General features: G+C 70.8%; 21 protein-coding genes. 12 read left to right on the forward strand and 9 right to left on the reverse strand.

Translation table 11 applies throughout. The features are described 5' to 3' along the window. Positions 1-690: 690 nt before the first annotated feature. Entirely contained in the window at positions 691-2,232 is a 1,542-nt protein-coding gene (locus ACFWQG_RS04560) for an adenylate/guanylate cyclase domain-containing protein (RefSeq protein WP_378506409.1), read from the reverse strand. 84 nt (positions 2,233-2,316) lie between these two features. Between ACFWQG_RS04560 and nucS the strand changes: the two genes are divergently transcribed. Next, positions 2,317-2,991 (forward strand): endonuclease NucS, encoded by a 675-nt coding sequence (nucS, locus tag ACFWQG_RS04565; RefSeq protein WP_378506410.1) that lies wholly within the window; start codon positions 2,317-2,319, stop codon positions 2,989-2,991. A gap of 32 nt (positions 2,992-3,023) precedes the next feature. Further along, on the forward strand, positions 3,024-3,326 hold the full coding sequence (locus tag ACFWQG_RS04570; RefSeq protein WP_378506411.1) for an ATP/GTP-binding protein: 303 nt from the start codon (positions 3,024-3,026) through the stop codon (positions 3,324-3,326). Here the strand turns inward: ACFWQG_RS04570 and ACFWQG_RS04575 are convergent. Then, positions 3,307-4,302: a hypothetical protein gene (locus ACFWQG_RS04575; protein WP_378506412.1), complete on the reverse strand. Its 996-nt coding sequence runs from the start codon at positions 4,300-4,302 to the stop codon at positions 3,307-3,309. The two genes, ACFWQG_RS04570 and ACFWQG_RS04575, sit on opposite strands and share 20 nt — an antisense overlap. Before the next feature lie 142 nt (positions 4,303-4,444). Beyond that, positions 4,445-4,918: a methylmalonyl-CoA epimerase gene (mce, locus tag ACFWQG_RS04580; protein ID WP_378506413.1), complete on the reverse strand. Its 474-nt coding sequence runs from the start codon at positions 4,916-4,918 to the stop codon at positions 4,445-4,447. Positions 4,919-5,023: 105 nt separating this feature from the next. On the opposite strand from mce, the gene ACFWQG_RS04585 reads away from it, so the two are divergent. The 3 genes from ACFWQG_RS04585 to ACFWQG_RS04595 all read left to right on the forward strand — a co-directional run bounded on the left by ACFWQG_RS04585 (position 5,024) and on the right by ACFWQG_RS04595 (position 7,755). Continuing rightward, complete coding sequence (locus tag ACFWQG_RS04585) at positions 5,024-6,214, forward strand: acetyl-CoA C-acetyltransferase (RefSeq protein WP_378506414.1); 1,191 nt, start codon at positions 5,024-5,026, stop codon at positions 6,212-6,214. Between the two features lie 96 nt (positions 6,215-6,310). Continuing rightward, positions 6,311-6,715 carry a DUF3817 domain-containing protein gene (locus tag ACFWQG_RS04590; protein ID WP_378506733.1) on the forward strand — a complete coding sequence of 135 codons (405 nt, stop codon included), beginning with the start codon at positions 6,311-6,313 and terminating at the stop codon, positions 6,713-6,715. A 143-nt stretch (positions 6,716-6,858) separates the two neighbouring features. After that, complete coding sequence (locus tag ACFWQG_RS04595; protein ID WP_378506415.1) at positions 6,859-7,755, forward strand: tetratricopeptide repeat protein; 897 nt, start codon at positions 6,859-6,861, stop codon at positions 7,753-7,755. Between the two features lie 7 nt (positions 7,756-7,762). Here the strand turns inward: ACFWQG_RS04595 and ACFWQG_RS04600 are convergent, their stop codons facing one another. From ACFWQG_RS04600 to ACFWQG_RS04610, 3 genes are read right to left on the reverse strand one after another with little or no spacing between them, the layout of a single operon-like run. Next, positions 7,763-9,187 carry a metallopeptidase gene (locus ACFWQG_RS04600; protein ID WP_378506416.1) on the reverse strand — a complete coding sequence of 475 codons (1,425 nt, stop codon included), beginning with the start codon at positions 9,185-9,187 and terminating at the stop codon, positions 7,763-7,765. Next, positions 9,184-11,385: a 1,4-alpha-glucan branching protein GlgB gene (glgB, locus tag ACFWQG_RS04605; RefSeq protein ID WP_378506417.1), complete on the reverse strand. Its 2,202-nt coding sequence runs from the start codon at positions 11,383-11,385 to the stop codon at positions 9,184-9,186. Before glgB ends, ACFWQG_RS04600 begins: the two co-directional genes overlap by 4 nt. Then, positions 11,382-13,388, reverse strand: a complete 2,007-nt coding sequence (locus ACFWQG_RS04610) for a maltotransferase domain-containing protein (protein ID WP_378506418.1) — start codon at positions 13,386-13,388, stop codon at positions 11,382-11,384. The genes glgB and ACFWQG_RS04610 overlap by 4 nt, the downstream gene beginning before the upstream one ends. Before the next feature lie 94 nt (positions 13,389-13,482). Here ACFWQG_RS04610 and glgP point away from each other — a divergent pair, with 94 nt between their 5' ends. Further along, positions 13,483-16,071, forward strand: a complete 2,589-nt coding sequence (gene glgP / locus ACFWQG_RS04615) for an alpha-glucan family phosphorylase (protein ID WP_378506419.1) — start codon at positions 13,483-13,485, stop codon at positions 16,069-16,071. A gap of 8 nt (positions 16,072-16,079) precedes the next feature. Continuing rightward, positions 16,080-16,892, forward strand: coding sequence for a dienelactone hydrolase family protein (locus ACFWQG_RS04620; RefSeq protein ID WP_378506420.1), 813 nt, complete (start codon positions 16,080-16,082; stop codon positions 16,890-16,892). On the opposite strand, the gene ACFWQG_RS04625 is transcribed toward ACFWQG_RS04620, so the two are convergent. The 3 genes from ACFWQG_RS04625 to ACFWQG_RS04635 are packed head-to-tail and all read right to left on the reverse strand — an operon-like array spanning position 16,889 to position 20,905. Next, a complete protein-coding gene (locus ACFWQG_RS04625; protein WP_378506421.1) occupies positions 16,889-18,922 on the reverse strand; it encodes an ATP-dependent DNA helicase in 2,034 nt (677 codons plus the stop codon). The genes ACFWQG_RS04620 and ACFWQG_RS04625 overlap by 4 nt on opposite strands. Positions 18,923-18,977: 55 nt before the next feature. Further along, positions 18,978-19,571, reverse strand: a complete 594-nt coding sequence (locus ACFWQG_RS04630; RefSeq protein ID WP_378506422.1) for an isochorismatase family protein — start codon at positions 19,569-19,571, stop codon at positions 18,978-18,980. An 11-nt stretch (positions 19,572-19,582) separates the two neighbouring features. Beyond that, positions 19,583-20,905 carry a nicotinate phosphoribosyltransferase gene (locus ACFWQG_RS04635; protein WP_378506423.1) on the reverse strand — a complete coding sequence of 441 codons (1,323 nt, stop codon included), beginning with the start codon at positions 20,903-20,905 and terminating at the stop codon, positions 19,583-19,585. Positions 20,906-21,087: 182 nt separating this feature from the next. Between ACFWQG_RS04635 and clpS the strand changes: the two genes are divergently transcribed. The 5 genes from clpS (at position 21,088) to ACFWQG_RS04660 (ending at position 24,637) form a co-directional block, all read left to right on the forward strand. Continuing rightward, the gene (gene clpS / locus ACFWQG_RS04640) at positions 21,088-21,381 is read left to right on the forward strand and encodes an ATP-dependent Clp protease adapter ClpS (RefSeq protein ID WP_378506734.1); all 294 of its coding nucleotides are present in this window, start codon (positions 21,088-21,090) and stop codon (positions 21,379-21,381) included. 38 nt (positions 21,382-21,419) lie between these two features. After that, complete coding sequence (locus tag ACFWQG_RS04645; protein WP_378506424.1) at positions 21,420-21,992, forward strand: DUF2017 domain-containing protein; 573 nt, start codon at positions 21,420-21,422, stop codon at positions 21,990-21,992. Then, the gene (locus ACFWQG_RS04650; protein WP_378506425.1) at positions 21,989-23,068 is read left to right on the forward strand and encodes a P1 family peptidase; all 1,080 of its coding nucleotides are present in this window, start codon (positions 21,989-21,991) and stop codon (positions 23,066-23,068) included. Before ACFWQG_RS04645 ends, ACFWQG_RS04650 begins: the two co-directional genes overlap by 4 nt. A 53-nt stretch (positions 23,069-23,121) precedes the next feature. After that, positions 23,122-23,769: a rhomboid family intramembrane serine protease gene (locus tag ACFWQG_RS04655; RefSeq protein ID WP_378506426.1), complete on the forward strand. Its 648-nt coding sequence runs from the start codon at positions 23,122-23,124 to the stop codon at positions 23,767-23,769. A 109-nt stretch (positions 23,770-23,878) separates the two neighbouring features. Beyond that, on the forward strand, positions 23,879-24,637 hold the full coding sequence (locus ACFWQG_RS04660) for a cyclic nucleotide-degrading phosphodiesterase (protein ID WP_378506427.1): 759 nt from the start codon (positions 23,879-23,881) through the stop codon (positions 24,635-24,637). Positions 24,638-24,679: the final 42 nt, after the last annotated feature.

The following is a 24,679-nucleotide window of genomic DNA, read 5'->3' on the forward strand; positions in this document are numbered from 1 at the left end:
CATTACTTGTTCGGGAGCCCCGGAACTTGACCCCTTTTGGGGGGTTGGGTTCCGGGGCTTTCGGCGTTTTCGGGGGTGGGTCGCCCGGTGGGGGGTGGGTGTGTGCACGCGGCAGAAGCCGTGTGCGCAGGGGGGATGTGGTGTTCGCGGGGGTGTTGAGCGCGGATTACTGGTGTGCGCGCGGCAGAAGCCGTGTGCACAGTGCGGGTGACCACGCCGCTGCCGCCGGCCCGACCACGGACCAAGCACCGACGCCGCCCGCCAGCCAACGCATGCGGCGGTGACACAGCGGGTGTGCACCCGCCCGCTGCCGCGTCCGCAGACAGATTGCGCGCCGAACACCGGTGTGCACGCGGCAGAAGCCGTGTGCACACGGGGGGTGCCACTCGCTCGCGGTCCGGTGCGCGCCGAACCTCTCTGCGCGCGTCGCAACCCTTCCACGTGCACGCATCAGCTATGTGCACACGACCGCTGCCCGGTCGGCACGGGTGTTGCTGGCCTCGACCTGGGGGCGCACGCGACCGCCGGCATGCATCACGCAGACGAGGTGTGCACACGGGGAATGCGGCATCCGCACGGGTATTCAGCGCCGAACTCCCGTGTGCATGCAGCAGAACGGGTGTGCACAGGGGAGTTCGGCCTGCCAGCCGGGGTTCGCCCGACCCAACGTGCACTCGGTCGCGGAGCCCCTCAGGCAGGGGTGGCGAGGCGGGTCGGGGTGGTGCGGCCGCGCAGGGTGACGGACTCGCCGAGGACCCAGGTTCCGTCCGCGAGCCCATCGGTTGCGGCGACCGTGCGCTCGGATGCGACAAGGGCGCCGGGGATGGACTTCGCCAGTTCGCACAGGCGCGCTGCCTCGTTGACGGGATCCCCGATCACCGTGTATTCGAAGCGATCGCGGGCACCGATATTGCCTGCCACCGCGATTCCCGCGGCGACTCCGATCGCCGCCCGACAGTCCGGCACCTCATCGAGGAGGCGGTCCCGGATGCGTCGGGCCGCGGCGAGCGCGCATCGCTCGGGGCTGTCGAGATCCGCCGGGGCGCCGAAGATGGCGAGGGCAGCATCACCTTCGAACTTGTTGATCAGGCCGCCGTGCGCGTCGACCTCGTCGACCACCACCGCAAAGAACCGGTTCAGCAGGTCGACGACCTCTCGAGGCGGGCGGGTCGCGGCAATCTCCGTCGACCCGACAAGGTCGATGAAAAAGGCGGCGATCTGACGCTCCTCGCCACCGAGTTCCGGGTCCCGCGCGATCGCCGCCGCCGCGACGTCGCGGCCAACATGCCGACCGAACAACTCCTGGATGTGGTCCCGTTCCCGCAGACCCTCGGCCATCCGATTGAATCCGCTCTGGAGTTCGCCGAGTTCGGTGCCGTCGTACACGAGAACCTCGGCGTCGAGGTCGCCCTGCTCGATGCGAGACATCGCCCCCCGGACGGCCCGGATCGGTGCGACGGTCGCTCCGAGTCCGAGCAGGGTGAGGGCAAATCCGCACACCAGAGTGACGCCGCCGAGCGCAAGAATCGAGACGTTCACCTGGGTGGCGTCCACATCGCGCCGGACCAGGCTGAATACCGCCACCAGCATCAATCCCACCACCGGGACGCCGGTCCCGAGCACCCACGCGAGCAGTCCGCGTCCGGTGACACCCGAGATCCGCACCCGTCGTGGATCGCCTGCCTCGAGGGCGCGCGCTGCCGCGGGGCGCAACGAGAACTCGCTGAGCAGATAGCTAAACGCGCACACCGTGATCGCACCCATCGCAATGGTGAGCGAGACCTTCGGAATGGTCTCCGGATCGAGCAGGCCGTAGGCGGTGGTGAAGAGGGCGAACCCACCCGCCCACAACACGATCTGGATGCACGTCAGCCGCCATGGCATCGCGAGCGCCGCCGCGGCCTCGCGGCGGGTCGGGACCTGTCCGCGAACCGCCCAGCGCAGGTCCCGGATGCCCATCGTCGTCCCCCACGCGGTGCCGATCATCAGCGCAACTCCGACGTACAGCGGAGCGATCACGGCGTTGACGATGAGAAACTCGCGGGTGAACAGCGCCGGCCCCGGAATGACGACGAGGAACAGCAGGCCGACGAGCAGCGCACCGATGAGGTTCGACAGCATCAGCGAGGTGGTGAGCAGAATTTGGACGCGGATCCGGCGAATGCGGGGACTCTCGTCGACATCGCCGAGGATCGGTGACCCGAGCGGTGCGGTGGTGCGGGGTAGGCGCATGGTGTGACTCACAGTAGCGGGGAGATGCCGGCGGTGGTGCGAGGCATGAGGGCATCGGGCTGGCGGTGATCTAGGGTGGTGGCCGTGCGTCTCGTGATTGCCAGCTGCCAGGTCGACTATGTCGGACGACTCACCTCCCACCTGCCGATGGCACGCAGGTTGCTGCTGGTGAAGTCGGACGGCTCGGTGAGCATCCACGCCGATGATCGGGCGTACAAGCCCCTCAACTGGATGAGTCCGCCGTGCTGGTTGGTCGAGAACGGCGACGACGACGGCCGGGCGCTGTGGGTGGTGACGAACAAGGCCGGCGAGGAGCTGCGGATCACGATCGATGAGATCGAACACGATTCGTCGCACGAACTCGGTCTCGATCCGGGGCTGGTGAAGGACGGCGTCGAGGCGCACCTTCAGGAACTGCTCGCCGAGCACGTCGAGACCCTCGGTGACGGCTACAGCCTGGTGCGGCGCGAGTACATGACGGCGATCGGCCCGGTTGACCTCCTGTGCCGGGACGAGCGGGGCGCGTCGGTCGCCGTTGAGATCAAGCGTCGCGGCGAGATCGACGGCGTCGAGCAGCTGACCCGCTATCTCGAGCTGCTCAACCGCGATCCGCTGCTCGCCCCGGTCACGGGTGTCTTTGCCGCGCAGCAGATCAAGCCCCAGGCGCGGACCCTCGCCGAGGATCGCGGAATCCGGTGCCTGATCCTGGACTACGAGGCGATGCGGGGTATCGAGAGCACCGAGTTCCGGCTCTTCTGACCGGGTCGCCGGGCAGTGGCTACGCTGATCCCATGCCTCGACGCAACAACAATCGCAGGTCCGGCGCCCCGTCGCCGGTGGGTCTGAACGGGCCCCGCGCCGAGAGCGGCCCCGGCGGTCACGGCGACGAGCGCTATCTGGTGCGGCAGATCCCCGGGACCCGGGCGGTCAAGACCTACCGGTGCCCCGGATGTGACCACGAGATCCAGACGGGCGTCGCGCATGTGGTGGCGTGGCCTGCCGACGGGCTCGGCGGGGCCGAGGACCGCAGGCACTGGCACACCGGCTGCTGGAACGGGCGCGGATCGCGCGGGATCACCCGACGTTGGTCGTGACCGGTTTCTGACCGGTCTTCGGGGCTGCGGGCTTATTCGATCCGCCGCGCTCCTCGTCCTCCGGGTCGTGGTCGGCGCGGTTCGACTGGTCGTCCGCGTCGTCGTCGCCCTTCTTCGACTCCGCCACGCCGTCGAGCAACTGGCCCTCCCGGTTGACGGAGGCGAGCATGGCCGGAACGGAGTCGAGCTGCCCTCGAATTCCCAAGAGCTGAGCGAGAATTCGGCCCCGAAGGACGCGCAGCTCCTCGGCAAGTTCCTTCGCGTGGGCGATGCGCTTCTCGGCCTGCTCGGTCGCCGTCTGCAGGCGTCGGCGCGCCTCGTTCGTCGCATCGGTCAGTCGGCGCTCGGCCTCGGCCTTGCTGGACGCCTCGAGTTCCTCGACCGCGGTGACGACCTTGGTGCGCCGCTCGCTCATCGTGATCTCGAAGTCCTGCTGAATCCGCGTGCGCTTCGCGTCGGACTCGGCCTCGAGTCGGGCGGCCTCGGACTGCGCAGCCTCGACGGTGCGGGCGGCCTCGGTGCGGGCGCGGGCCATGGTCTGCTCATGCTCGGTCTCCATCGCGGACCGGCGATCGGTGAGCTCGGCGAGCTTCGCCTCGTACTTGCCGCGCAATGCGGTGGCGTCCTGCTCGGCGATCGAGACCATTTCGGCGGCGTCGGCCTGCGCCTTCGCCCGCACCTCGGACGCCTCGTCCGAGGCCAGCCGCAGCATGCGGGAGATGCGCTCGCTCATTCCCTCCGCGGTGGTCGGCGGAACCGACAGTCGATCGACGTCCTTGCGCAGCGAATCGATCTCGTCGCGGGAGTCCTCGAGCTGATGCGCGAGATCACGGGCCTGGGCGGCCGCAGCGTCACGGTCGGTGGCGGTGACGCGCAGCTCGGTGTCGAAACGGTCGAAGTAACGCCGAACCTCGTCCTTGTCGTATCCCTTGCGGACGATGGTGAACGGCATCCCGCGGTCGTGATCGTAGGCCATGCGTACCAATTTACCGCCGGTGGCGGACGTGGGGGGCAGGGCAGGTGGGTTGTGACGTGCGCCACCGTGCGCCCGCGGGGGTGGGCGCACGGTGGGGCTGCCTATCGAGTGCGGCGCCGACGAGTGCGGCCGCGGTCTGCGCTCAGTGGGTGGGGTTGGCCGCAGGCTCGACGAGCTCGACCAACACGCCGCCCGCGTCCTTGGGGTGCAGGAAGTTGATGCGCGAATCGGCGGTGCCCCGCTTCGGTGCGTCGTACAGCAGCCGGACCCCGCCCGCGCGCAACCGCTCGGAGATCGCGTCGAGATCGGTCACCCGGTACGCCATCTGCTGGATGCCCGGACCGTTGCGATCGATGAACTTCGCGATCGTCGAGGCCTCGTTGAGCGGTGCGAGCAGCTGGATCGCGGTGCTGCCGTCCGGGCTGCCGGGAACGGACAGCATCGCCTCGCGGACACCCTGCTCCTCGTTCACCTCCTCGTGCGTCGACACCAGGCCCAGGTGTTCGCCATACCAGGCGATGGCGGCGTCGAGATCGGGAACCGCGATGCCGACATGATCGATGGCGGTCACCAGTTCGGAGGCCAGCGGGGAGCCGGCGGGGGTGGTCTGTGTCATACCCCCGACGTTAGCGCTACCGTTTTGGTAGTTCTCAGTCGGATGGGGTGCCGCGACGGTGGTCGCGGGTCGTGACCGACTCGCTCGTGATCGTTGGAGGAAGTCGTGACCAGTTCAGTCATTGTTGCCGGGGCCCGCACCCCGATGGGACGCCTGCAGGGCGCACTGAAGGACTTCTCGGGATCCGACCTCGGCGGCATCGCCATCCGCGGCGCCCTCGACAAGGCAGGCATCACCGGCGACCAGGTCGACTACGTCATCATGGGGCAGGTCCTCACCGCGGGCGCAGGCCAGATCCCCGCCCGGCAGGCCGCCGTCGCCGCAGGCATCCCCATGAACGTGCCCGCCCTGACCGTCAACAAGGTGTGCCTGTCCGGGATCAACGCGATCGCGATGGCCGACCAGCTGATCCGGGCAGGCGAATTCGACATCGTCGTCGCCGGCGGTCAGGAGTCGATGACCCGCGCCCCGCACCTGCTCGAAAAGTCCCGTGCCGGGTTCAAGTACGGCGACGTCACCCTGCGTGACCACCTCGCCTACGACGGCCTGCACGACATCTTCACCGACCAGGCGATGGGCAACCTCACCGAATCCGCCAACGACGGTGCGAGGTTCGTCTCCCGCGCCGAGCAGGACGCGTTCGCCGCCGCCTCGCACCAGCGGGCGGCGCGGGCGCGGAAGGACGGCCTGTTCGACGCCGAGGTCGTCCCGGTGTCCATCCCGCAGCGCACGGGCGACCCGGTCGTGGTGCGCGAGGACGAGGGGATCCGCGCCGACACCACCGCCGAATCCCTCGGCCGCCTGCGTCCGGCGTTCGCGAAGGACGGGACCGTCACGGCGGGGTCGGCGTCGCAGATCTCCGATGGTGCCGCGGCGGTGGTGGTGATGTCGAAGGCGAAGGCGGAGGCGCTCGGGCTGTCCTGGATCGCGGAGATCGGTGCCGCTGGCGTCGTCGCCGGACCGGATTCGACGCTGCAGTCGCAGCCGGCGAACGCGATCGCGAAGGCCTGCGCGCGGGAGGGCATCGCGCCGACGGAGCTGGATCTGGTGGAGATCAATGAGGCGTTCGCCGCGGTCGGGATCGTCTCGACGCGGGAGTTGGGGATCGACCCGGCGATCGTGAACGTCAATGGTGGCGCGATCGCGTTGGGGCATCCGCTGGGGATGTCGGGTGCCCGGATCGTGCTGCACCTGGCCCTGGAACTGCAGCGCCGCGGCGGCGGCATCGGTGCGGCGGCGTTGTGTGGTGGTGGTGGGCAGGGTGATGCCCTGATCCTCCGCGTCCCGCAGCGCTGACCGGGGAGGCATTACTCCGGTCGCGGCCCCGACGCATCCCGTCGGGGCCGTGATGTCTCCCACAGCAACGACGGATCGTCGTAGATGCCCGGCACAATGGCGGTCATGGCGAACATCTTCGATCTCAGCACCCCGGCCAAGCGGTTCCGATTTGTCGCAATCCTTGAGGCATTCACCTGGGCCGGTCTGCTCCTCGGCATGTTCTTCAAGTACTTCACCGGTGACCGCGTACCCGATCAGGACATCTACCCGAACGAGATCGGTGTGCAGATCTTCGGCATGCTGCACGGTGCCGTGTTCGTCCTGTTCATTGTCGTCGCGCTGCTGACCGCACGTGCCCTCAAGTGGAACCTGGTCACGACCGGGCTGGCGCTGCTCTCGAGCATCCCGCCGTTCTTCACGATCCTGTTCGAGTGGTGGGCGAAGCGGACCGGTCAGCTCGGCGAGCTGTCCGCAACCCCGGCCGCCGCTGCCACCGCACGCGAGCTCGACGCCGTCTGATCCGCATGCCCAGCGCCCCCGAACCGTCCGCGGTCCGGGGGCGCTGTGCTGTCCGGGGCGCTGGCCTGTTGTGACAAACTGGCACCGTGACTCGACCCGGTTCTCGTCAGCCCGCACGTCCATCCGCCGCGATGGCGGCAGCCATGTCCGGTGCAGTGGATCTGTCCGGCCTGAAGGATCGACCGCAGCCGCCTGCCGCGCCGACCGCATCGACCCCCGCAGGGGACGGCTCGGCAACGGGGCTGTCGCCCGTCGTCGACGTCTCCGAAGCCACCTTCGAGGCCGAGGTTCTCGAACGGTCGATGCAGGTGGTCGTGCTGGTCGCACTGTGGTCCCCGCGCAGCGACGCGAGTGTCGCGTTCGCCGGTGAGCTGGAGTCGCTCGCGTTGGACGGCGACGGGACCTGGGTGCTTGCGAAGGTCGACGTCGACGCGAACATGCGGATCGCGCAGGCGTTCGGTGTGCAGGGCATCCCGACCGTCGTCGCCGTTGCGGCAGGCCAGCCGATCGCCGACTTCCAGGGTGTGCAACCCGTCGACCAGGTGCAGGGCTGGCTCGGGCAGGTGCTGGCCGCGACCGCGGGCAAGCTGTCGGGTCCGCCGCCCGTCGACGGTGCCGAACCGGAACCCGAGGACCCGCGGTTCGTTGCCGCCGAGGACGCGCTCGCCGACGGCGATCTTGACGGCGCCGAGGCGGCGTACCAGGCGATCCTCGACGCCGAGCCGGGCAACAAGCAGGCCGTCGCCGCGCAGCGTCAGGTGCGGTTCCTGGCGCGGGTGCAGAACGTCGCCCCGGACGCGGTCACGGCCGCCGCCGCGGAACCCGCGAACGTTGCCGCCCAGCTCGACGCCGCCGACGCGCTGCTCTACACCCAGCAGCCGGAGGAGGCGTTCACGCTCCTGATCGACGCGATCAGGAGGTACGCCGGTGACGACAAGACCACGGTCCGCACCCGGCTACTCGAACTGTTCGAGCTTTTCGACCAGGCCGACCCGCTCGTCGTCGCCGCCCGCCGCAAGCTCGCCTCCGCGCTGTACTAGCGGAGCGCTACTGGTACCGGTTGGTGCAGGCGTCGCGCCCGCCGAGGACCCCGGACCGGAAGGCGTCGACCCGGGCGAAGCCGCTCGGGACGGTGACCCCGTCGATGTCGGATGCCATCAGTCCGTCGGTGAGTAGTCCGGACACCGCCTCGTCGAGGTCGCCCGGCGAGAGGCTCAGTCCGCCCGCCGAGCCGGACGCCGTTGCCGCGGTCCACACCCCAGACAGGCAGGCCGCCCGCAACGCTGTCTTGGGGTCGGTGAGGGAGTCGCCGGTGTGCTGCTGCACGGCGAGCGTGAATCGGGACGCGACAAGGACATAGGCGCCGAAGTCGCCGCGGATGTCGCTGGCGAGGTCGTCGACGTTGCCGTCGTGTGGTGTCCCGCGCTCGACGAGGGCGGGCATCGACACCCCGATCGTGCGGGTCGCGGGGCAGTACGACACCGGCTCGGTGGTGGTCGCGTCCGGGCACCCGGTGTCCGCGCCGGCAAACGAGACCCGGGGGCGTTCCGGCAGCGCGAACACCGACTGCAGCGAATCCACGGTCAGGTCGACGGTCCGCTCGGTCACCGCGGTCTCGCCGATGTCGCCGGGCGTCGTGAACTGGTGCGGGAGCTGCGCGCGCCTGGTCTCGACCTCGGCCTCGTCGATCCCGGTGCACGCGCGGGCGCCGTCGGTGAACCCGATCTGGAAGGCGGTGACCCGCTCGAACGCGGTGCCGTGGACGGCACTCGGATCGTTCGGGTCGGTGTCGCGGACGGCGACCATCGCCGCCATCACCGAGTTGAGGCCCTCGGAGGTGTTGAGGGTGAACTGTGCGGACCGGTCCGCCGCGACATACCGCATGTACGCGCCGGAAAAGCAGTCCGCCTGCTGCTCGAGCACCAGGGTCGGGTCGTCGTCGCCGGCCAGCCCCGAGTCGTGCTGCACGGCGTGCCCGTACTCGTGTGCGATCACCATCACCACCGCCATCGGGCCGAACGTGTCCATCAGCGCGGGCAGCAGGGTGGTGCGGTCCCAGCCGATCGAGCCGTCACGGATGCAGTAGCCGGCGTTGGCGACGCCGTGGGTGCTGTCGCCGCAGAACGTCCCGGACCGCGCGGGGGCAACGCCCGGGTCCCACGACATCAGGTCCGTGACCGGCCGGAAATCCCCGGCGAACGCGCGCGGGTACTCGACGGTCCAGAATGCGGCGAGGTCGTCGACGGCCGCGCCGGCGAGACGGTCGGCGGCGGACCCGTCGCCGCCCCGGACGGCGAGTGACGGTTCCGGGGCGCCGGGCCGCGGACCGTTCGGCCCGGTGGTGGCGGCCAGTCCGGCGACGGTGAACGGGTCGTCGTAGATCGACACCGCGTGCCCGTCCACGAGTTGACCGCAGCCGGCGACCAGGACGGTGGCGAGGGCGGCCGCGAACGCGATCGGGAGCCGGGTCACGGCAGTTCCCGGTGCAGCCAGATCGCGGCGTTGCCGGGCAGCGTCACCTCGGCGGACGCGGGGCGTCCGTGCCAGGGGGTGCCGGTGGCGGTCACCTCACCGAAGTTACCCAACCCGGTTCCGTGATAGGCGGCGGCGTCGGTATTGAGGATCTCCCGCCAGCGACCCGGCTCGGGCAGGCCGACCCGGTAGTGCTGATGCGGCGACCCCGAGAAGTTGAACAGGCACGCGACGATCGAGCCGTCGGTGCCGTACCGCAGGAAGCTGAGCACATTGTTCTCGGTGTCGTTGGCGTCGATCCACGAATAGCCGCCCGGCGAGGTGTCCAGCGTCCACAACGCCGGATGGGCGCGATAGACGGCGTTGAGGTCGCCGACGAGGGTGCGCACCCCCCGCTGCAGGGCACCGGTGTGCGGGTCGTCGAGCTGCCGCCAGTCGAGGCCGCGTTCCTCCGACCATTCGGTGCGCTGCCCGAACTCCTGGCCCATGAACAGCAGTTGCTTGCCCGGGTGCGCCCACATGTAGGCGAGCAGCGCCCGCAACCCCGCGGCCCTGGTGCGGTCGTCGCCGGGCATCCTGGACCACAGCGTGCCCTTGCCGTGCACCACCTCGTCGTGGCTGACCGGCAGCAGGTAGTGCTCGCTCCACGCGTACATCAGCGAGAACGTGACCTCGTGGTGGTGGAAGCTGCGGTGCACCGGATCGCGGCCCAGGTAGCCGAGGGTGTCGTGCATCCAGCCCATGTTCCATTTCATCGAGAAGCCGAGGCCGCCGACCGTGGTGGTGCGGGTGACGCCGGGCCACGCGGTGGATTCCTCGGCGACGGTCACGACGCCGGGGTGGTGCTTGTGCACGGTCGCGTTCATCTCCTGCAGGAACGCGACGGCCTCGAGATTTTCCCTGCCGCCGTGGATGTTCGGGGTCCAGCCGCCGGGGGGTCGGGAGTAGTCCAGATAGAGCATCGACGCGACCGCGTCGACCCGGAGCCCGTCGACGTGGAACTCGTCGATCCAGTACAGGGCGTTCGCGACGAGGAAGTTGCGGACCTCGGCACGCCCGAAATCGAAAACGTAGGTCCCCCAGTCGAGTTGCTCGCCTCGCTGCGGGTCGGCGTGCTCGTACAGGGGCTCGCCGTCGAACCGGGCCAGCGCCCACTCGTCCTTGGGGAAGTGCGCGGGCACCCAGTCGACGATGACCCCGATCCCGGCACCGTGCAGGTGATCGACGAACCAGCGGAAGTCGTCGGGGGAGCCGAACCGGGCGGTCGGCGCGTAATAGGAGGTGACCTGGTACCCCCAGGAGCCGCCGTACGGGTGCTCGGCGATGGGCAGCAACTCCACATGGGTGAATCCGCACGCGCGCACGTACTCCGCGAGCTGCCGCGCCAGGTCGCGATAGCCCAGCCCCGGACGCCACGACCCGAGATGGATCTCGTAGATGCTCATCGGTTCCTGGTTGGGTTCGCGGCGGCGCCGCGCCGCGACCCACTCGGCATCCGACCAGACGTGGTCCGACCGGGTCACCCGGGACGCGGTCGCGGGCGGAACCTCGGTCGCGAATGCCATCGGATCGGCCTTGTCCCGCACCGACCCGTCCCGGCAGTGCACTCGGAACTTGTACAGGTCGCCGGGCCGGACCCCGGGGACGAACACCTCCCACACGCCGGTCGACCCGAGCGCCCGCATCGGGGCCTGCCTGCCCACCCAGCCGTCGAAGTCGCCCATCACCGCGACCCCCGCCGCGTTCGGTGCCCACACCGCGAACGACGTGCCCGGCACCGCACCGTCCGGGGTGGTGTATGCGCGCGGGTGGGCTCCGAGGACCTCCCACAACCGCTCGTGCCTGCCCTCGCCGAGCAGGTGTAGATCCAGGTCGCCGAGGGTCGGGAGAAAGCGGTAGCCGTCGGCGACGACGGTGGTGTCCCCGCCCGGGTACTCGACGACCAGGCGGTAGTCGACCAGGTCCTCCACCGGAACCACCGCCCCGAACAGGTCGTCGGCGAGCCGGACCAGCGGGTGGTCGGTGCGGCCGATGCGCGCCGCGACCGCGACCGCGTTCGGCCGCAACGCGCGGATCAGGGTGCCGCCAGGATGGCTGTGCGCACCGAGGAGCGCGTGCGGGTCGTGGTGGGTCCCGGCGAGCAGGCGGGCGAGGTCGCCGGGGTCGGGCGCGGCGCCGCGGGGAACGATGGCGCTCACGACGCGGGCGGGCGGTGCGCAAGGTGCAGCCGCGCCGGGTAGGGGATCGGGGGCAGTGCGAGGATGTGTGCGACCGCGCGCCAGGGCTCGAGCCGGACGAAATTGGTCTGCCCCCAGTCGAACTGCTCGCCGGACACCTCGTCGAGCACGGTCATGCGGTCGTGCCAGTCCCGGCCGAGCGCGGGCATGTCCAGCCAGATCATGCCCTGCTCGGCGGCGTACGGGTCCAGGTTGACCACGGTCAGCACCGCGTCGCCGGTCACCGGGTCGAACTTCGAGTAGGCGATCAGCGAGTCGTTGTCGACGTGGTGGAAGGTGATGTTGCGCAGCTGCTGCAAGGCCGGGTGCGCGCGGCGAATCCGGTTCAGGGTGGTCAGCCACGGCTCCAACGATTCGCCGCGGGCCCGGGCGCCGTCGAAGTCGCGGGGCCGGAGCTGGTACTTCTCCGAGTCCAGGTACTCCTCGCTGCCCGGGTGCACCGGGAGGTGTTCGTAGAGTTCGTATCCGGAGTAGACGCCCCAGGTCGGGGCCAGGGTTGCGGCGAGGGCGGCGCGCAACGCGAACATGCCGGGCCCGCCGACCTGCAGGCTCTCATGCAGGATGTCGGGGGTGTTGACGAACAGGTTCGGCCGGGCCTCGTCCGCCTTCGCGGCGATCTCCTGCCCGAACTCGATCAGCTCGTGCTTGTACACCCGCCACGTGAAGTACGTGTACGACTGCGAGAACCCGCGTTTGGCGAGCCCGTACATCCGGGCCGGGCGGGTGAATGCCTCGGACAGGAACAGCACATCCGGGTCGGTGGTCTTGACCTCCGCGATCAGCCATTCCCAGAAGTCCGGTGGCTTCGTGTGCGGGTTGTCGACCCGGAAGATCCTGACACCGGCCGCGATCCAGAACCGGACCACGCGCAGCACCTCGGTGTAGATGCCGTCGCGGTCGTCGTCGAAGTTGATCGGGTAGATGTCCTGGTACTTCTTCGGCGGGTTCTCCGCGTACCCGATGGTGCCGTCGGGCAGGACGGTGAACCACTCCGGATGTGCTGCCGCCCAGGGATGGTCGGGGGCGCACTGCAGGGCGAGGTCGAGCGCGACCTCGAGTCCGAGCCGGCCCGCCCGGCTGACGAACGCCCGGAAGTCGGCCATCGTACCCAGGTTGGGGTGGATCGCGTCGTGGCCGCCCTCCGGCGATCCGATCGCCCACGGCGATCCGACATCGTCCGGTCCCGGAGTCAGTGAGTTGTTGGGGCCCTTGCGATTCACCCGTCCGATCGGATGGATCGGCGGCAGGTACACCACGTCGAATCCCATTGCCGCGATCCGGGGCAACGCGTTCGCGGCCGTGGTGAAGGTGCCGTGCCGCGGCCGCCCCTCCGCATCCCGTCCGCCGGTGGACCGGGGGAAAAACTCGTACCAGGATCCGAACAGGGCTCGGGTGCGATCCACCCACACCTGGAGCGCCCGGCCCCTCGTCAGCAGGTCCCGCAGCGGATGGGCGCGCAGCAGGTCGGTGACCGCGGGCGCGAACGCGGGCGCCACCCGCTGCGGCAACGGCTGCGTGCTCCGCAGCGCCGTCGCGACGGCGAGGCAGCGGTGCCGATCCCCGCGGGGCACGACGTGCGAGGCCCGCTCGAACAGCCGGGCACCGACCTCGAGGTCATTGGCCAACTCGGTCGGACCCTGCCCGACCGCCAGCTTGGCCTCGACCGCGGACCGCCAGGTGGCGAGCGGGTCGCTCCACCCCTCCACCCGGTAGGTCCAGGTGCCGGGGCAGGTGGGGGTGAAGGCCGCGGCGAACGTGTCGGGCAGCGGGCCGGGCAGCATCGGGATCCGGATGCTTCGGGTGAACCCGGGGCCGCGGACCGCGAGCGTCGCGGCGACCGCGTCGTGCCCGTCGCGCCACACCGACGCGGTCACCGGAAAGGTCTCGCCGACCACGGCCTTCGCCGGGTGTCTGCCTCCCTCGATGTCGGGGACGACGTCGTCGATGCCTATCCGCCCGGTCATGCAGGAGACCTTACGGGCTGCGGTCGGGTGTCCGCGCGGGACGCGGCGTCCGCAGGACAGGACCAATGCCCGCCGGATCGGTAGTCTTCGCCAGGTGAAAGCCTTGCGTCGGTTCACCGTCCGTGCCCACCTGCCCGCCCGGCTGTCCGCGCTGGGCCGGCTGTCGACGAACCTGCGCTGGTCGTGGCACCCGCCGACTCAGGACCTGTTCGCCCGGATCGACCCCGACCTGTGGACTCGGGTGCGCCACGACCCGGTCCGGATGCTCGGAGAGGTCGCGCCGGCGCGACTGGACGCGCTCGCCGCCGATGCCGGGTTCGTCGCCGAACTCGACCGCCTCGAATCGGATCTCGACGACTACCTCGACCGGCCGCGCTGGTACCAGAATCAGCAGGCGAAGGACCGCGACCTGGCCAGCGGAATCGCGTACTTCTCCATGGAATTCGGGGTCACCGAGGTGCTCCCGAACTACTCCGGCGGCCTCGGCATCCTCGCGGGCGACCATCTCAAGGCTGCCTCCGACCTCGGGGTGCCGCTGATCGGCGTCGGGTTGCTGTACCGGTCCGGGTACTTCCGGCAGTCGCTGACGGCGGACGGGTGGCAGGCCGAGCACTACCCGTCCCTGGACCCGCAGGGCCTGCCGCTGCGGCTGCTTGCCGAACCGGAGTCCGGGGCGCCGGTGCTGCTGCACGTCGCGATGCCCGGTGGGCGGGTGCTGCGGGCGCGGGTGTGGATCGCGCAGGTGGGCCGGGTTCCGCTGTTGCTGCTCGACTCCGACATCGCCGAGAACGATCCGGAACTGCGTGGGGTGACCGACCGCCTGTACGGCGGCGACCAGGACCACCGGATCAAGCAGGAGATCCTCGCCGGGATCGGTGGGGTCCGCGCGGTCCGGGCCTACACCCGCGCGGAGGGCCTCGGCGACCCGGAGGTGTTCCACATGAACGAGGGGCACGCCGGGTTCCTCGGCGTGGAGCGGGTGCGGGAACTGGTCACCGGGACCGGGCTCGACTGGGGTGCGGCCCTTGCCGCGGTCCGGGCGGCGACCGTGTTCACCACGCACACCCCGGTGCCTGCGGGGATCGACCGGTTCCCGGTGGATCTGGTGCGGGGCTACTTCGGCGGTGCCGCGGGCGAGAGCGAGTCGGCGCTGCTGCCGGGGCTTGCGGTGGACCGCATTCTCGAACTGGGTCGCGAGTCCGACCCGTCGGTGTTCAACATGGCGCACATGGGATTGCGGCTCGGCCAGCGCGCGAACGGGGTCTCGAAGCTGCACGGCACCGTCAGCAGGGGAATGTTCAGCGAGCTGTGGCCGGGCTTCGACGCGGACGAGGTGCCGATCGGGTCGGTCACGAACGGGGTGCACGCCCCGACGTGGGCGGCCCGCGAGTGGATGGAGCTCGCGCATCGGGTCGCAGGCCCCGAGTCCGTCGAGGAGGCGCGCGGATGGGAGCGGCTGACCACGGTGGACGCCACCGAACTGTGGGCGACCCGCACCGCCCTGCGCGGGCAGCTGGTCGACGAGGTGCGTCGCCGGGTTCGGGCGTCGTGGCGCGAGCGGGGTGCGACCGAGGCCGAATTGTCTTGGACCCGGGAGGTTTTCGATCCGAATGTGCTCACCGTCGGGTTCGCGAGGAGGGTGCCCACCTACAAGCGCCTCACGTTGATGCTCCGGGACCCGGAGCGGCTGCGGGCGCTGCTGCTCGACCCCGATCGCCCGGTACAGCTGGTGGTTGCGGGCAAGAGCCACCCCGCCGACGATGGCGGCAAGGCGCTGATCCAGCAGATCGTCCGGTTCGCCGACCGGCACGACGTGCGGCACCGGATCGTGTTCCTGCCCGACTACGACATGTCGATGGCCCGCTACCTGTACTGGGGGTGCGACGTGTGGCTGAACAATCCGTTGCGTCCACTCGAGGCGTGCGGCACCTCCGGGATGAAGTCGGCACTCAACGGGGGGCTGAACCTGTCCATCCTCGACGGATGGTGGGACGAGATGTTCGACGGCGAGAACGGGTGGGCGATCCCGACCGCGGACGGCGTGCTCGACGAGGCGCGCCGCGACGACCTCGAGGCGCACGCGATGTACGACCTGCTTGAACAGTCGGTGCTGCCGAAGTTCTACGACCGTGGGGCGGACGGGGTGCCCGCCCGCTGGGTGGAGATGGTCCGGCACACCCTGCAGTCGCTGGGGCCGAAGGTGCTGGCGTCCCGAATGGTCCGCGACTACGTCGTCGACCTGTACGCACCCGCCGCGCGGGCGTCCCGGCTCGCGATCGCCGACGGGTACGCGGGGGCCAGGCAGGTGGCGCACTATCGCGAACGCGTCGATGCGGCGTGGCCCGCCGTGCAGGTGGTGCAGGTGGACAGTTCCGGGCTGCCGGACACCCCGGTGATCGGCGCCGAACTGTCACTGCGCGCGTACCTGCAGCTCGGCGGACTCGAGCCGACCGAGGTGACCGTGCAGGCGGTGCTCGGCCGGGTCGGGTCGGACGAGGATCTGTCCGACGTGGTGACCGTGGAGATGTCGCACGCGGGGACTGACGAACTCGGCGAGGTGTACGTGGTGGACACCGCCCTGCGGCATTCCGGCGCGGTCGGGTACACCGTCCGGGTGCTGCCACACCACGAGTTACTGGCAAACGGAGCGGAACTCGCTCTGGTCGCGGTCGCGGCGTCGTAGGGGACGCGATGGCCGATGACACACTCGCGGATTTCGTCAGCGAGCCCTTCACCCACGACGGGGTCACCCACGACGTGTACCGGTCGGGGTCCGGGCCCGCCGTCATCGTGATGGCCGAGATCCCCGGCATCACGCCGGCGCTCGTCGGGTTCGCCCGTCGGGTCCGCGATCTCGGGCTCACCGCGGTGCTGCCGGACCTGTTCGGGGTCGCGGGCCGGGACGTGTACCCGGAGGCGCACGGTTGGTCGGGCACCGCGTCGTACACCGCCCGGACCGCGGCCCGGCTGTGCGTCAGCCGCGAGTTCACCCTGCTCGCGACCGGCCGGGGTTCGCCCGCGGTGACCTGGCTGCGGGCCCTTGGTGCGCACGAGCACGGCCGGTGCGGCGGACCGGGGATCGGTGCCATCGGGATGTGTCTGACCGGCGGTTTCGCGCTCGCCATGGCCACCGACGCTCGGCTGGTCGCGCCGGTTCTCGCGCAGCCGTCGTTGCCGCTGGCGGTCACGCCGCGGCGCCGGGCGACGATCGACATCGGCGCCGACGACCTGGCCGTCGTCAAACGCAGGTGCGCGGAGGGACTCGATGTGCTCGGGCTCCGGTTCCGCGGCGACCGGTTCGTCCCCGAGGAACGATTCGCGTTCCTGCGCCGGGAACTCGGGGACGCGTTCGTCGCCGTCGAACTCGACGATGCCGCCGCCAACCCGGATGCCCTGATCCCCCCGCACTCGCCGCTCACCGAGCATCTCGTCGACGAACCCGGCCAGCCGACCAGGCAGGCGCTGGACACGGTGCTGGACCACTTCCGGAAGCGGCTCCTCTAACCGCCCGCGAGTCGTTCCAGCGCCTTGCGGACCACCAGCGGATCCGAGGTCTCCCAGAACGGGGGGAGCGAGGCGCGCAGGTAGCCGCCGTACCGGGCCGTCGCCAGTCGGGAGTCGAGCATCGCGACCACGCCCCTGTCGTCGACGCTGCGCAGCAGCCTCCCGACGCCCTGCGCCAGCAGCAGCGCGGCATGGTTCGCGGAGACCGCGAGAAACCCGTTGCCGCCCCGGGATTCGACGGCTCGCTGCCGCGCAGCCAGCAACGGGTCGTCCGGGCGGGGGAACGGAATCCGGTCCAGGATCACCAGCGACAGCGACGGACCGGGCACGTCGACGCCCTGCCACAGCGACAGGGTGCCGAACAGGGACGTCGCCTCGTCCTCCGCGAACGTGCGCACCAGCTGCCCGGTCGCGTCGTCGCCCTGGCACAGCACCGGGGTGTCCAGGCGCTGACGCATCTCCGCAGCGGCGGCCTTCGCGGCCCGCGTCGAGGAGAACAGGCCGAGAGTGCGGCCCCCGGCGGCGGTGACCAGTTCCTCGATCTCGTCGAGGAACCGCGGCGACAGCCCGTCCCGGCCGGGTGGCGGCAGATGCTTGGCCACGTACAGGATTCCGGCCTTCGCATGGTCGAACGGTGAGCCGACGTCGACGGCGTTCCACTTGACGGTCGACTCGTCGGACGGCGCCTCGGTGCCGGTCGCCATCGCGGTGTCGCTGCGGACCGACGCCTGCGCGGGCAGTCCCCACTCCACCGCAAGACCGTCGAAGTTGCCGCCGACGGTGAGCGTCGCCGAGGTCAGCACCACCGTCGACTCGTCGAACAGGCGGCTGCGCAGCAGGCCACCGACCGACAGCGGCGCGATCCGGACCAGCTTCCCGCGCCGTTCCTCGTCGGCCAGCCACACCACGTCCCGGTGCTTCGCCGGATCCGGTTCATCGAACGCGGTGAGGACTCGGACGGCGCTGTCATGCACCTCGTCGACCGCGGACAGGGCCGCGGCCCGCGCCGCCGCCGACTCCGGGTCGGCCGCGGCCTGACCGGGACGGGACGGGCCGATCGCGGTCCGCACCGCCCACGCGGCGTCGCGGACCAGCGCCAATGCCTGCCCGGCGCCGTCGGGCAGACGCTCCCAGCGGCCCGACGGCAACTCCTCGAGCACCGCGGTCCAGGCCTCGGCCGACGCCTCCAGCCGGTCCGCGTCCTGCTCCTCGACCAGCTTCGTGCACCGCCGCGCGGCCGCGCTGATCGTCGCGGGCGCCAGTTCCGCGGTCGCGACGCCGGTCACCCGGTCCACCAGTTCGTGCGCCTCGTCGACAACAACAACGTCGTGGTCGGGCAGCACTGCGATACCGGAGATCGCGTCGATCGCGAGCAGCGCGTGGTTCGTGACGACGACGTCCACCTGCGCGGCCTCGGCGCGGGCCCGTTCGGCGAAACAGTCCTCGCCGATCGGGCAGCGCGACTTGCCGAGGCATTCGCGGGCGGTGACGCTGACCTGACGCCACGCCTGGTCGGAGACGCCGGGCACCAGTTCGTCGCGGTCCCCGGTCTCGGTGTCCGAGGACCACGTCGTCAGCCGCTGCACCTCCCGGCCCAGCCGGGACACCGCGAACGCGTCGAACAGCTCGGCCTCCGGGGCTGGCTGCTCCGCCATCCCGGTGTGCACCTTGTTCATGCACAGATAGTTGTTGCGGCCCTTGAGAATCGCGAACCTCGGTTCCCTGCCGAGCGGCTTCTTCAGGGCCTTCGCCAGTCGCGGCAGGTCGCGGTCAACGAGCTGCCGCTGCAGCGCGATCGTCGCCGTCGAGATCACCACGGTGCGCCCCGACTCGACGGCGTGCCGCACGCTCGGCACCAGATACGCGAGGGACTTGCCGGTACCGGTGCCCGCCTGCACCGCCAGATGCTCCCCGGACTCGATCGCGTGCGCGACCGCCGATGCCATCGTCAGCTGGTTCCGGCGTTCCTTGCCGCCGAGGGCGTGCACCGCCTCGGACAGCAGGTCGGGGACGGTGGGGAGTTCGCGCACCCTGAGAGCCTACTGGCAGGGCCCGACGCGGCCGTCACCTCACGGCGCGGCGGTCCTATCGCCTGCGGCGCGGGGTTGGTGCCGACCACCCGACCAGGGTCACCCCCGCCGTCTGCATCGCGTCGAGCGCGGTGCGGGTGGTGTCGGGCGCGACCCCGGCGGTGTAGTCCAACAGCACCCGGGTGTCGAAGCCCTCGCGGACCGCGTCCAGCGCCGTCGCGCGGATGCAGTGGTCGGTGGCGATGCCGACGATGTCGACGGCGTCGACGGCGCGGTCGTGCAGCCATTCGGCGAGCGTGTCCCCGTCGTCCGACACGCCCTCGAACCCCGAGTACGCGGCAGCGAAGGCGCCCTTCCCGAACACCTCCTGCACCGGACGAACGTCCAGGTCCGGATGGAACTCGGCGCCCGGTGTGCCGACCACACAGTGCGGCGGCCAGCTGTCCCGGAAGTCGGGGTGGGCGGAGAAGTGCGGACCCGGGTCGATGTGCCGGTCCGCGGTGGCGACGACCGCGGCGTACCGCGGCCGGCCGGGGGACGCGAGATAGTCGCTGACCGCCTCCGCCACCGCCGCGCCGCCGGTCACCGCCAGCGACCCACCCTCACAGAAGTCGTTCTGCACGTCCACGATCACCAGTGCCCTGCTCATCACCCCATCCTTCACCGGACGAAGCGGGTGGGCACCGCGGGCTCCCCGTGCGAAAGCTTGAGGCCCTCCCACGGCAGGCTCACCAGGTTGCGTGCCAGCAGCTCCCGCGCGTCGCCGAGACCGGGCAGGTTCGGCTCGACCTCGCCGCCGCGGACCAGCGGGATCATCAGCGGCCTGCCCGTCGGGCCGTCACCGTCCGGGACCGGCGCGTCGGCCGGATACACGACCTCCTCGACGATCGTTCCCGTCGCCCGGGCGAACCGGATCGCGCACTTGCTGCCACCCCGCGACGCCTTCTGGCTGCTGCGCTTCTCCACCGGGATGCCCTCGACCTCGACCAGCTTGTAGACCATCCCCGCCGTGGGTGCCCCGGACCCGGTGACCAGCGCCGTCCCGACCCCATATGCGTCGACCGGCTCGGCCCGCAGCGACGCGATCGCATACTCGTCGAGATCCCCGGACACCACGATCCGCGTCTTCGTCGCGCCGAGCTCGTCGAGCTGCTTGCGGACCTGCCGCGCCCACACCCCGAGATCGCCGGAGTCGATCCGGACCCCGCCCAGCTCCGGTCCGGCCACCTCGATCGCGGTCCGGACGCCTGCGGTGATGTCGTAGGTGTCGACCAGCAGGGTGGTGTCGACGCCGAGCGCCTCGACCTGCCCGCGGAACGCCGCCGCCTCGTCCGGCCCGTCCGGCGTCGTGTGCAACAGCGTGTACGCGTGCGCACTGGTCCCGGCGCCAGGAACCCCGAACCGGCGGACCGCCTCCAGATTCGACGTCGCGTCGAACCCGGCGAGATAGGCCACCCGCGAGCACGCCACCGCCGCCTCCTCGTGCGCGCGCCGCGACCCCATCTCGATCAGCGTCCGGCCGTCGGCGGCACTGACCATCCGGGCCGCCGCCGACGCGATCGCGCTGTCGTGGTTGAGGATCGACAGGATCAGGGTTTCCAACAGAACGCACTCGGCGAAGGTGCCCCGCACCGACAGGATCGGCGAGCCGGGGAAGTACAGCTCGCCCTCCCGGTAGCCGTCGATGTCGCCGGTGAACCGGTAGTCGCGCAGCCACGCCACGGTGTCCGCGTCGAGGAACCTCGACACGACCTCCAGTTCGGGCTCCCCGAACCGGAACGAGTGCAGCGCGTCGAGGAGTCGTTCGACGCCCCCGACCACGCCGTACCTGCGGCCGTCGGGAAGCCGACGGGCGAACGCCTCGAAGGTGCAGCGACGGCCAGCGGAGCCGTCGGCGAGCGCGGCGGCGAGCATCGTCAGCTCGTACTGGTCGGTGAGCAGCGCGGTGCTCGTCGCGGGCCGGGACCACTGGGTGTTCGTCACCCGATACACCCTACGAGCAGTGCCGTTCCCGGACCGGCGGCGCGCGGTGTTCCCCCGTCGGCGTTTCGCATCGGCGGTTTTGCTTGCGCGGTGTTCAATTGGTCCGGGTCGCGTCGTAGTCTGGACGTATGGCTCCGCGCCCGTACCTCACACTCATGGCCGTGCCGCTGGCGAAGATGCCCATGCCAGCGGAGACCGTTCTGCCCGAACAGGCGGAGGTCACCGACGAGGACGAATCCTTGAATCGTCCCTGGGTGACGGTGGTGTGGGACGACCCGGTCAACCTGATGCACTACGTGACGTTCATCTTCCAGAAGCTCTTCGGCTACAGCAAGGCCAAGGCCACCGACCTGATGATGCAGGTGCACAAGGAAGGCAAGGCGGTCGTCTCGTCCGGGTCGAGGGACAAGATGGAACACGACGTGCAGCGTCTGCACGCGGCCGGTCTCTGGGCCACGATGCAGCGTGACAGCTGAGCCACCCACCGACCCCGACAAGGACGTCCAGGTATCCCGTGCGCACATGGAGCCGTAAGAATTCACTGAGCGGAGTCAAGATCCGGTCCGAGATGGACGCCAGGGAGGCGTCGGTGCTCAGGTCGCTGGTGACCTCGGTTCTCGGCCTGCTTGAGGACCGGGCGTCGTCCGCGCCGCAGGACGACCTCGCCGCGCTGACCGGGCTGCGGACCGGGAACTCCACCGCACCGACCGACGAGACCCTGGCCCGGCTGCTGCCGGACTTCTTCGGATCCGGCACGGACGCAGTCGACCCCGGGTCCCGCGACGCCAACGACAACGGCGCCCTGCGGAGCCTGTACGAACCGGACATCATCGACGCGAAGGTCGCCGCGGGTGCGGTGATCCTGCAGACCGTCCCCGCCGACGGCGGCAAGGTGGTGCTCACCCCCGAACAGGCCGAATCGTGGCTCTACGGCCTCAACGACGTGCGGCTTGCGCTCGGCACCACCATCGGGATCGACGCCGACACCCCCGACGAACTCGACCCCGAGGACCCGCGCGCGCCGCACCTCGACGTGTACCACTGGCTGACCTGGATGCAGGACTCGTTGGTGCAGGTCCTGGTGTGACCCAGGGCAGCGGGATTCCGGGGCCGCGCAACGCACTGACCGACGTCGCGGGACTGCTGGTCGGCCACCACCACGAACGGGACGCCGACGCCGAGCTGGGATCGGGCCGCGCCACCGGCTGCACGGTGATTCTCGCCGAGCACGGCGCCACCGCCGCCGTCGACGTTCGCGGCGGCGGGCCGGGCACCAGGGAGACCGACCTGCTCGACCCGAGCCACAGCGTCCAGACGGTCGACGCGGTCCTGTTGACCGGTGGCAGCGCGTACGGGCTCGCGGCCGCCGACGGCGTGATGCGATGGCTCGAGGAGCGTGGCCGCGGCATCCCGATGGACACCGCGGGCCACGTCGTCCCGATCGTGCCCGGCGCGGTGATCTTCGACCTGCCGGTGGGGGACTGGGCGGTCCGCCCGACCGCCGACCACGGCTACCTCGCCGCGGATGCGGCACGGGCCGAGGTTCGGCGCGGCAGCGTCGGTGCGGGTGTCGGGGCGCGGGCCGGGATCCTCAAGGGGGGTGTCGGGACCGCGAGCATCGTCCTGGGGTCGGGCCCGGCCGAGGGCGCGACCGTCGCCGCCCTGGTCGTCGCGAACCCGGTCGGATCGGTGTTCGACCCGGCCACCGGACTGCCGTGGGGGGTGTCCGCGCACGCCGCCGCCGAGTGGGGCCTGCGGGTGCCCGACGCCGCCGACCTCGCAGCGGCCCTCGACCTCGGCAGCAAGGGCACCGTCCTCAACACCACCATCGGTGTCGTGGCCACCGACGCCCCGTTGAGCAAGGCGGCCTGCCGACGGGTCGCGGTCACCGGGCACGACGGCCTGGCCCGCGCGATCCGTCCCGCCCATTCCCCGCTCGACGGCGACACCCTGTTCGCGTTGTCCACCGGCACCCACGACCTGCCCGCGCCCGCGTCGCCGGTGCCCGCCGCGTTCCCGCCCGACCTGCCGGTGCTCGACGCGGTGTGCGCGGCCGCCGCGGACGTCGTCACCCGCGCGATCGTCGACGCGGTCCTCACGGCCACCGCCGTCGCCGGGATCCCCGGCTACCGAGACCTGTTTCCGTCGGCGTTCGAGGCCTGAGCGCGCGCACCGGGAACCGCTCCGGGCCCGGTCCCCGTGGGTAGGCTCGGGTCATGACCCACCCGACCTCGTCCTTTCCGGTCCCCGGGCCGTCGAATCCGCCCGCGGGCACGGCATCCCGCCCGCAGTGGCAGCAGGCGGCGATCACGATCAGCGCGTTCGTGGTCGGGTTGTACCTCCTCGAGTTCATCGACATGCTCGTCGGCAACCGGCTCGACGGGGGCGGCGTCGAACCCCGCACCGTCGGCGGCCTGTGGGGCGTGCTGTTCGGGCCGGTCCTGCACTTCGGCTGGGGCCACCTGATCGCCAACACCCTGCCGCTGCTCGTGCTCGGGTTCCTCGTGATGCTGTCCGGTATCGGGCGGGGGCTCGCGGCGACGGCGATCATCTGGGTGGTCGGCGGACTCGGCACCTGGTTGACCGGCGGCTCGGGCACCAACCACCTCGGGGCGTCGGTCCTGGTGTTCGGCTGGCTGGCCTATCTCATCGCGCGGGGGCTGTTCACCCGCCACTTCGCGCAACTCGCGATTGGTGTCGTGGTCCTGCTCGTCTACGGGGGACTGCTGTGGGGGGTGCTGCCCGGGCAGCCGGGGGTCTCGTGGCAGGGGCACCTATTCGGTGCGGTCGGCGGCGTCGTCGCGGCGTGGGTTCTTGCCTCCGACGTGCGTGCGGAGCGGGCGGCGAAGGCCGTCCCGAACTAGCCGTGGTTGCGCGGTGTGACGGCCCGCGCAGCACCCGGGACGCGGCGTGTTCGTCTCGAATCGGGCGGATCCTTTTTCGTCGCAGGCCGGTCGTGGCAGCATGACCGGTATGCGCATCACCGTCCTGGGTTGTTCGGGCAGCGTCGGCGGTCCCGACTCGCCCGCGTCGGGCTACCTGCTCACCGCACCGGACACCCCACCGGCCGTCCTCGACTTCGGTCCCGGCGTGCTCGGTGCCCTGCAGCGGTACGAGGATCCGGGGGCGGTGTCGATCTTCCTGACCCACCTGCACGCCGACCACTGCCTCGACCTGCCCGGGCTGCTGGTCTGGCGCCGCTACCACCCGAACCCGCCGAGCGGACGCGCCCTGATCTACGGACCCGCCGACACCCACCACCGGATCGGTGTCGCGTCGGCCGAGTGTGCGGGAGACCTCGACGACATCTCCGACACCATCGACCTACGGCACCTCACCGACGGGGGCACCGTCGACTACGGCACGCTCACCGTGCAGTCCAGGCGCATGTTCCATCCGCCGGAGGCATACGGGCTCCGGTTCACCGACCCCGCCGGCCGCACCCTCATCTACACCGGCGACACCGGCATGTGCGAGGAGGTCGTCGAGCTGGCGACCGGCGCCGACGTGCTGCTGTCCGAGGCGTCCTGGACGCACCGGGCCGACCGGCCTGCGGGCATCCACCTGTCCGGCACCGAGGCCGGTCGGGTCGCCGCCAGGGCCGGGGTCGGGGAACTTCTGCTCACCCACATTCCGCCGTGGACGTCCAGGGAGGACGTGATCGCGGAGGCGAAGGCCGAGTTCGCGGGCCCGGTGCACGCGGTCAGCGCCGGCGACGTCTTCGACATTTAGGGCATGTCTCCCACTCCCCTTTTCGGCGCCCCTGGCGTCCAA

The organism is Rhodococcus sp. NPDC058532 (assembly GCF_042719255.1).
Classification (GTDB): domain Bacteria; phylum Actinomycetota; class Actinomycetes; order Mycobacteriales; family Mycobacteriaceae; genus Rhodococcus_G.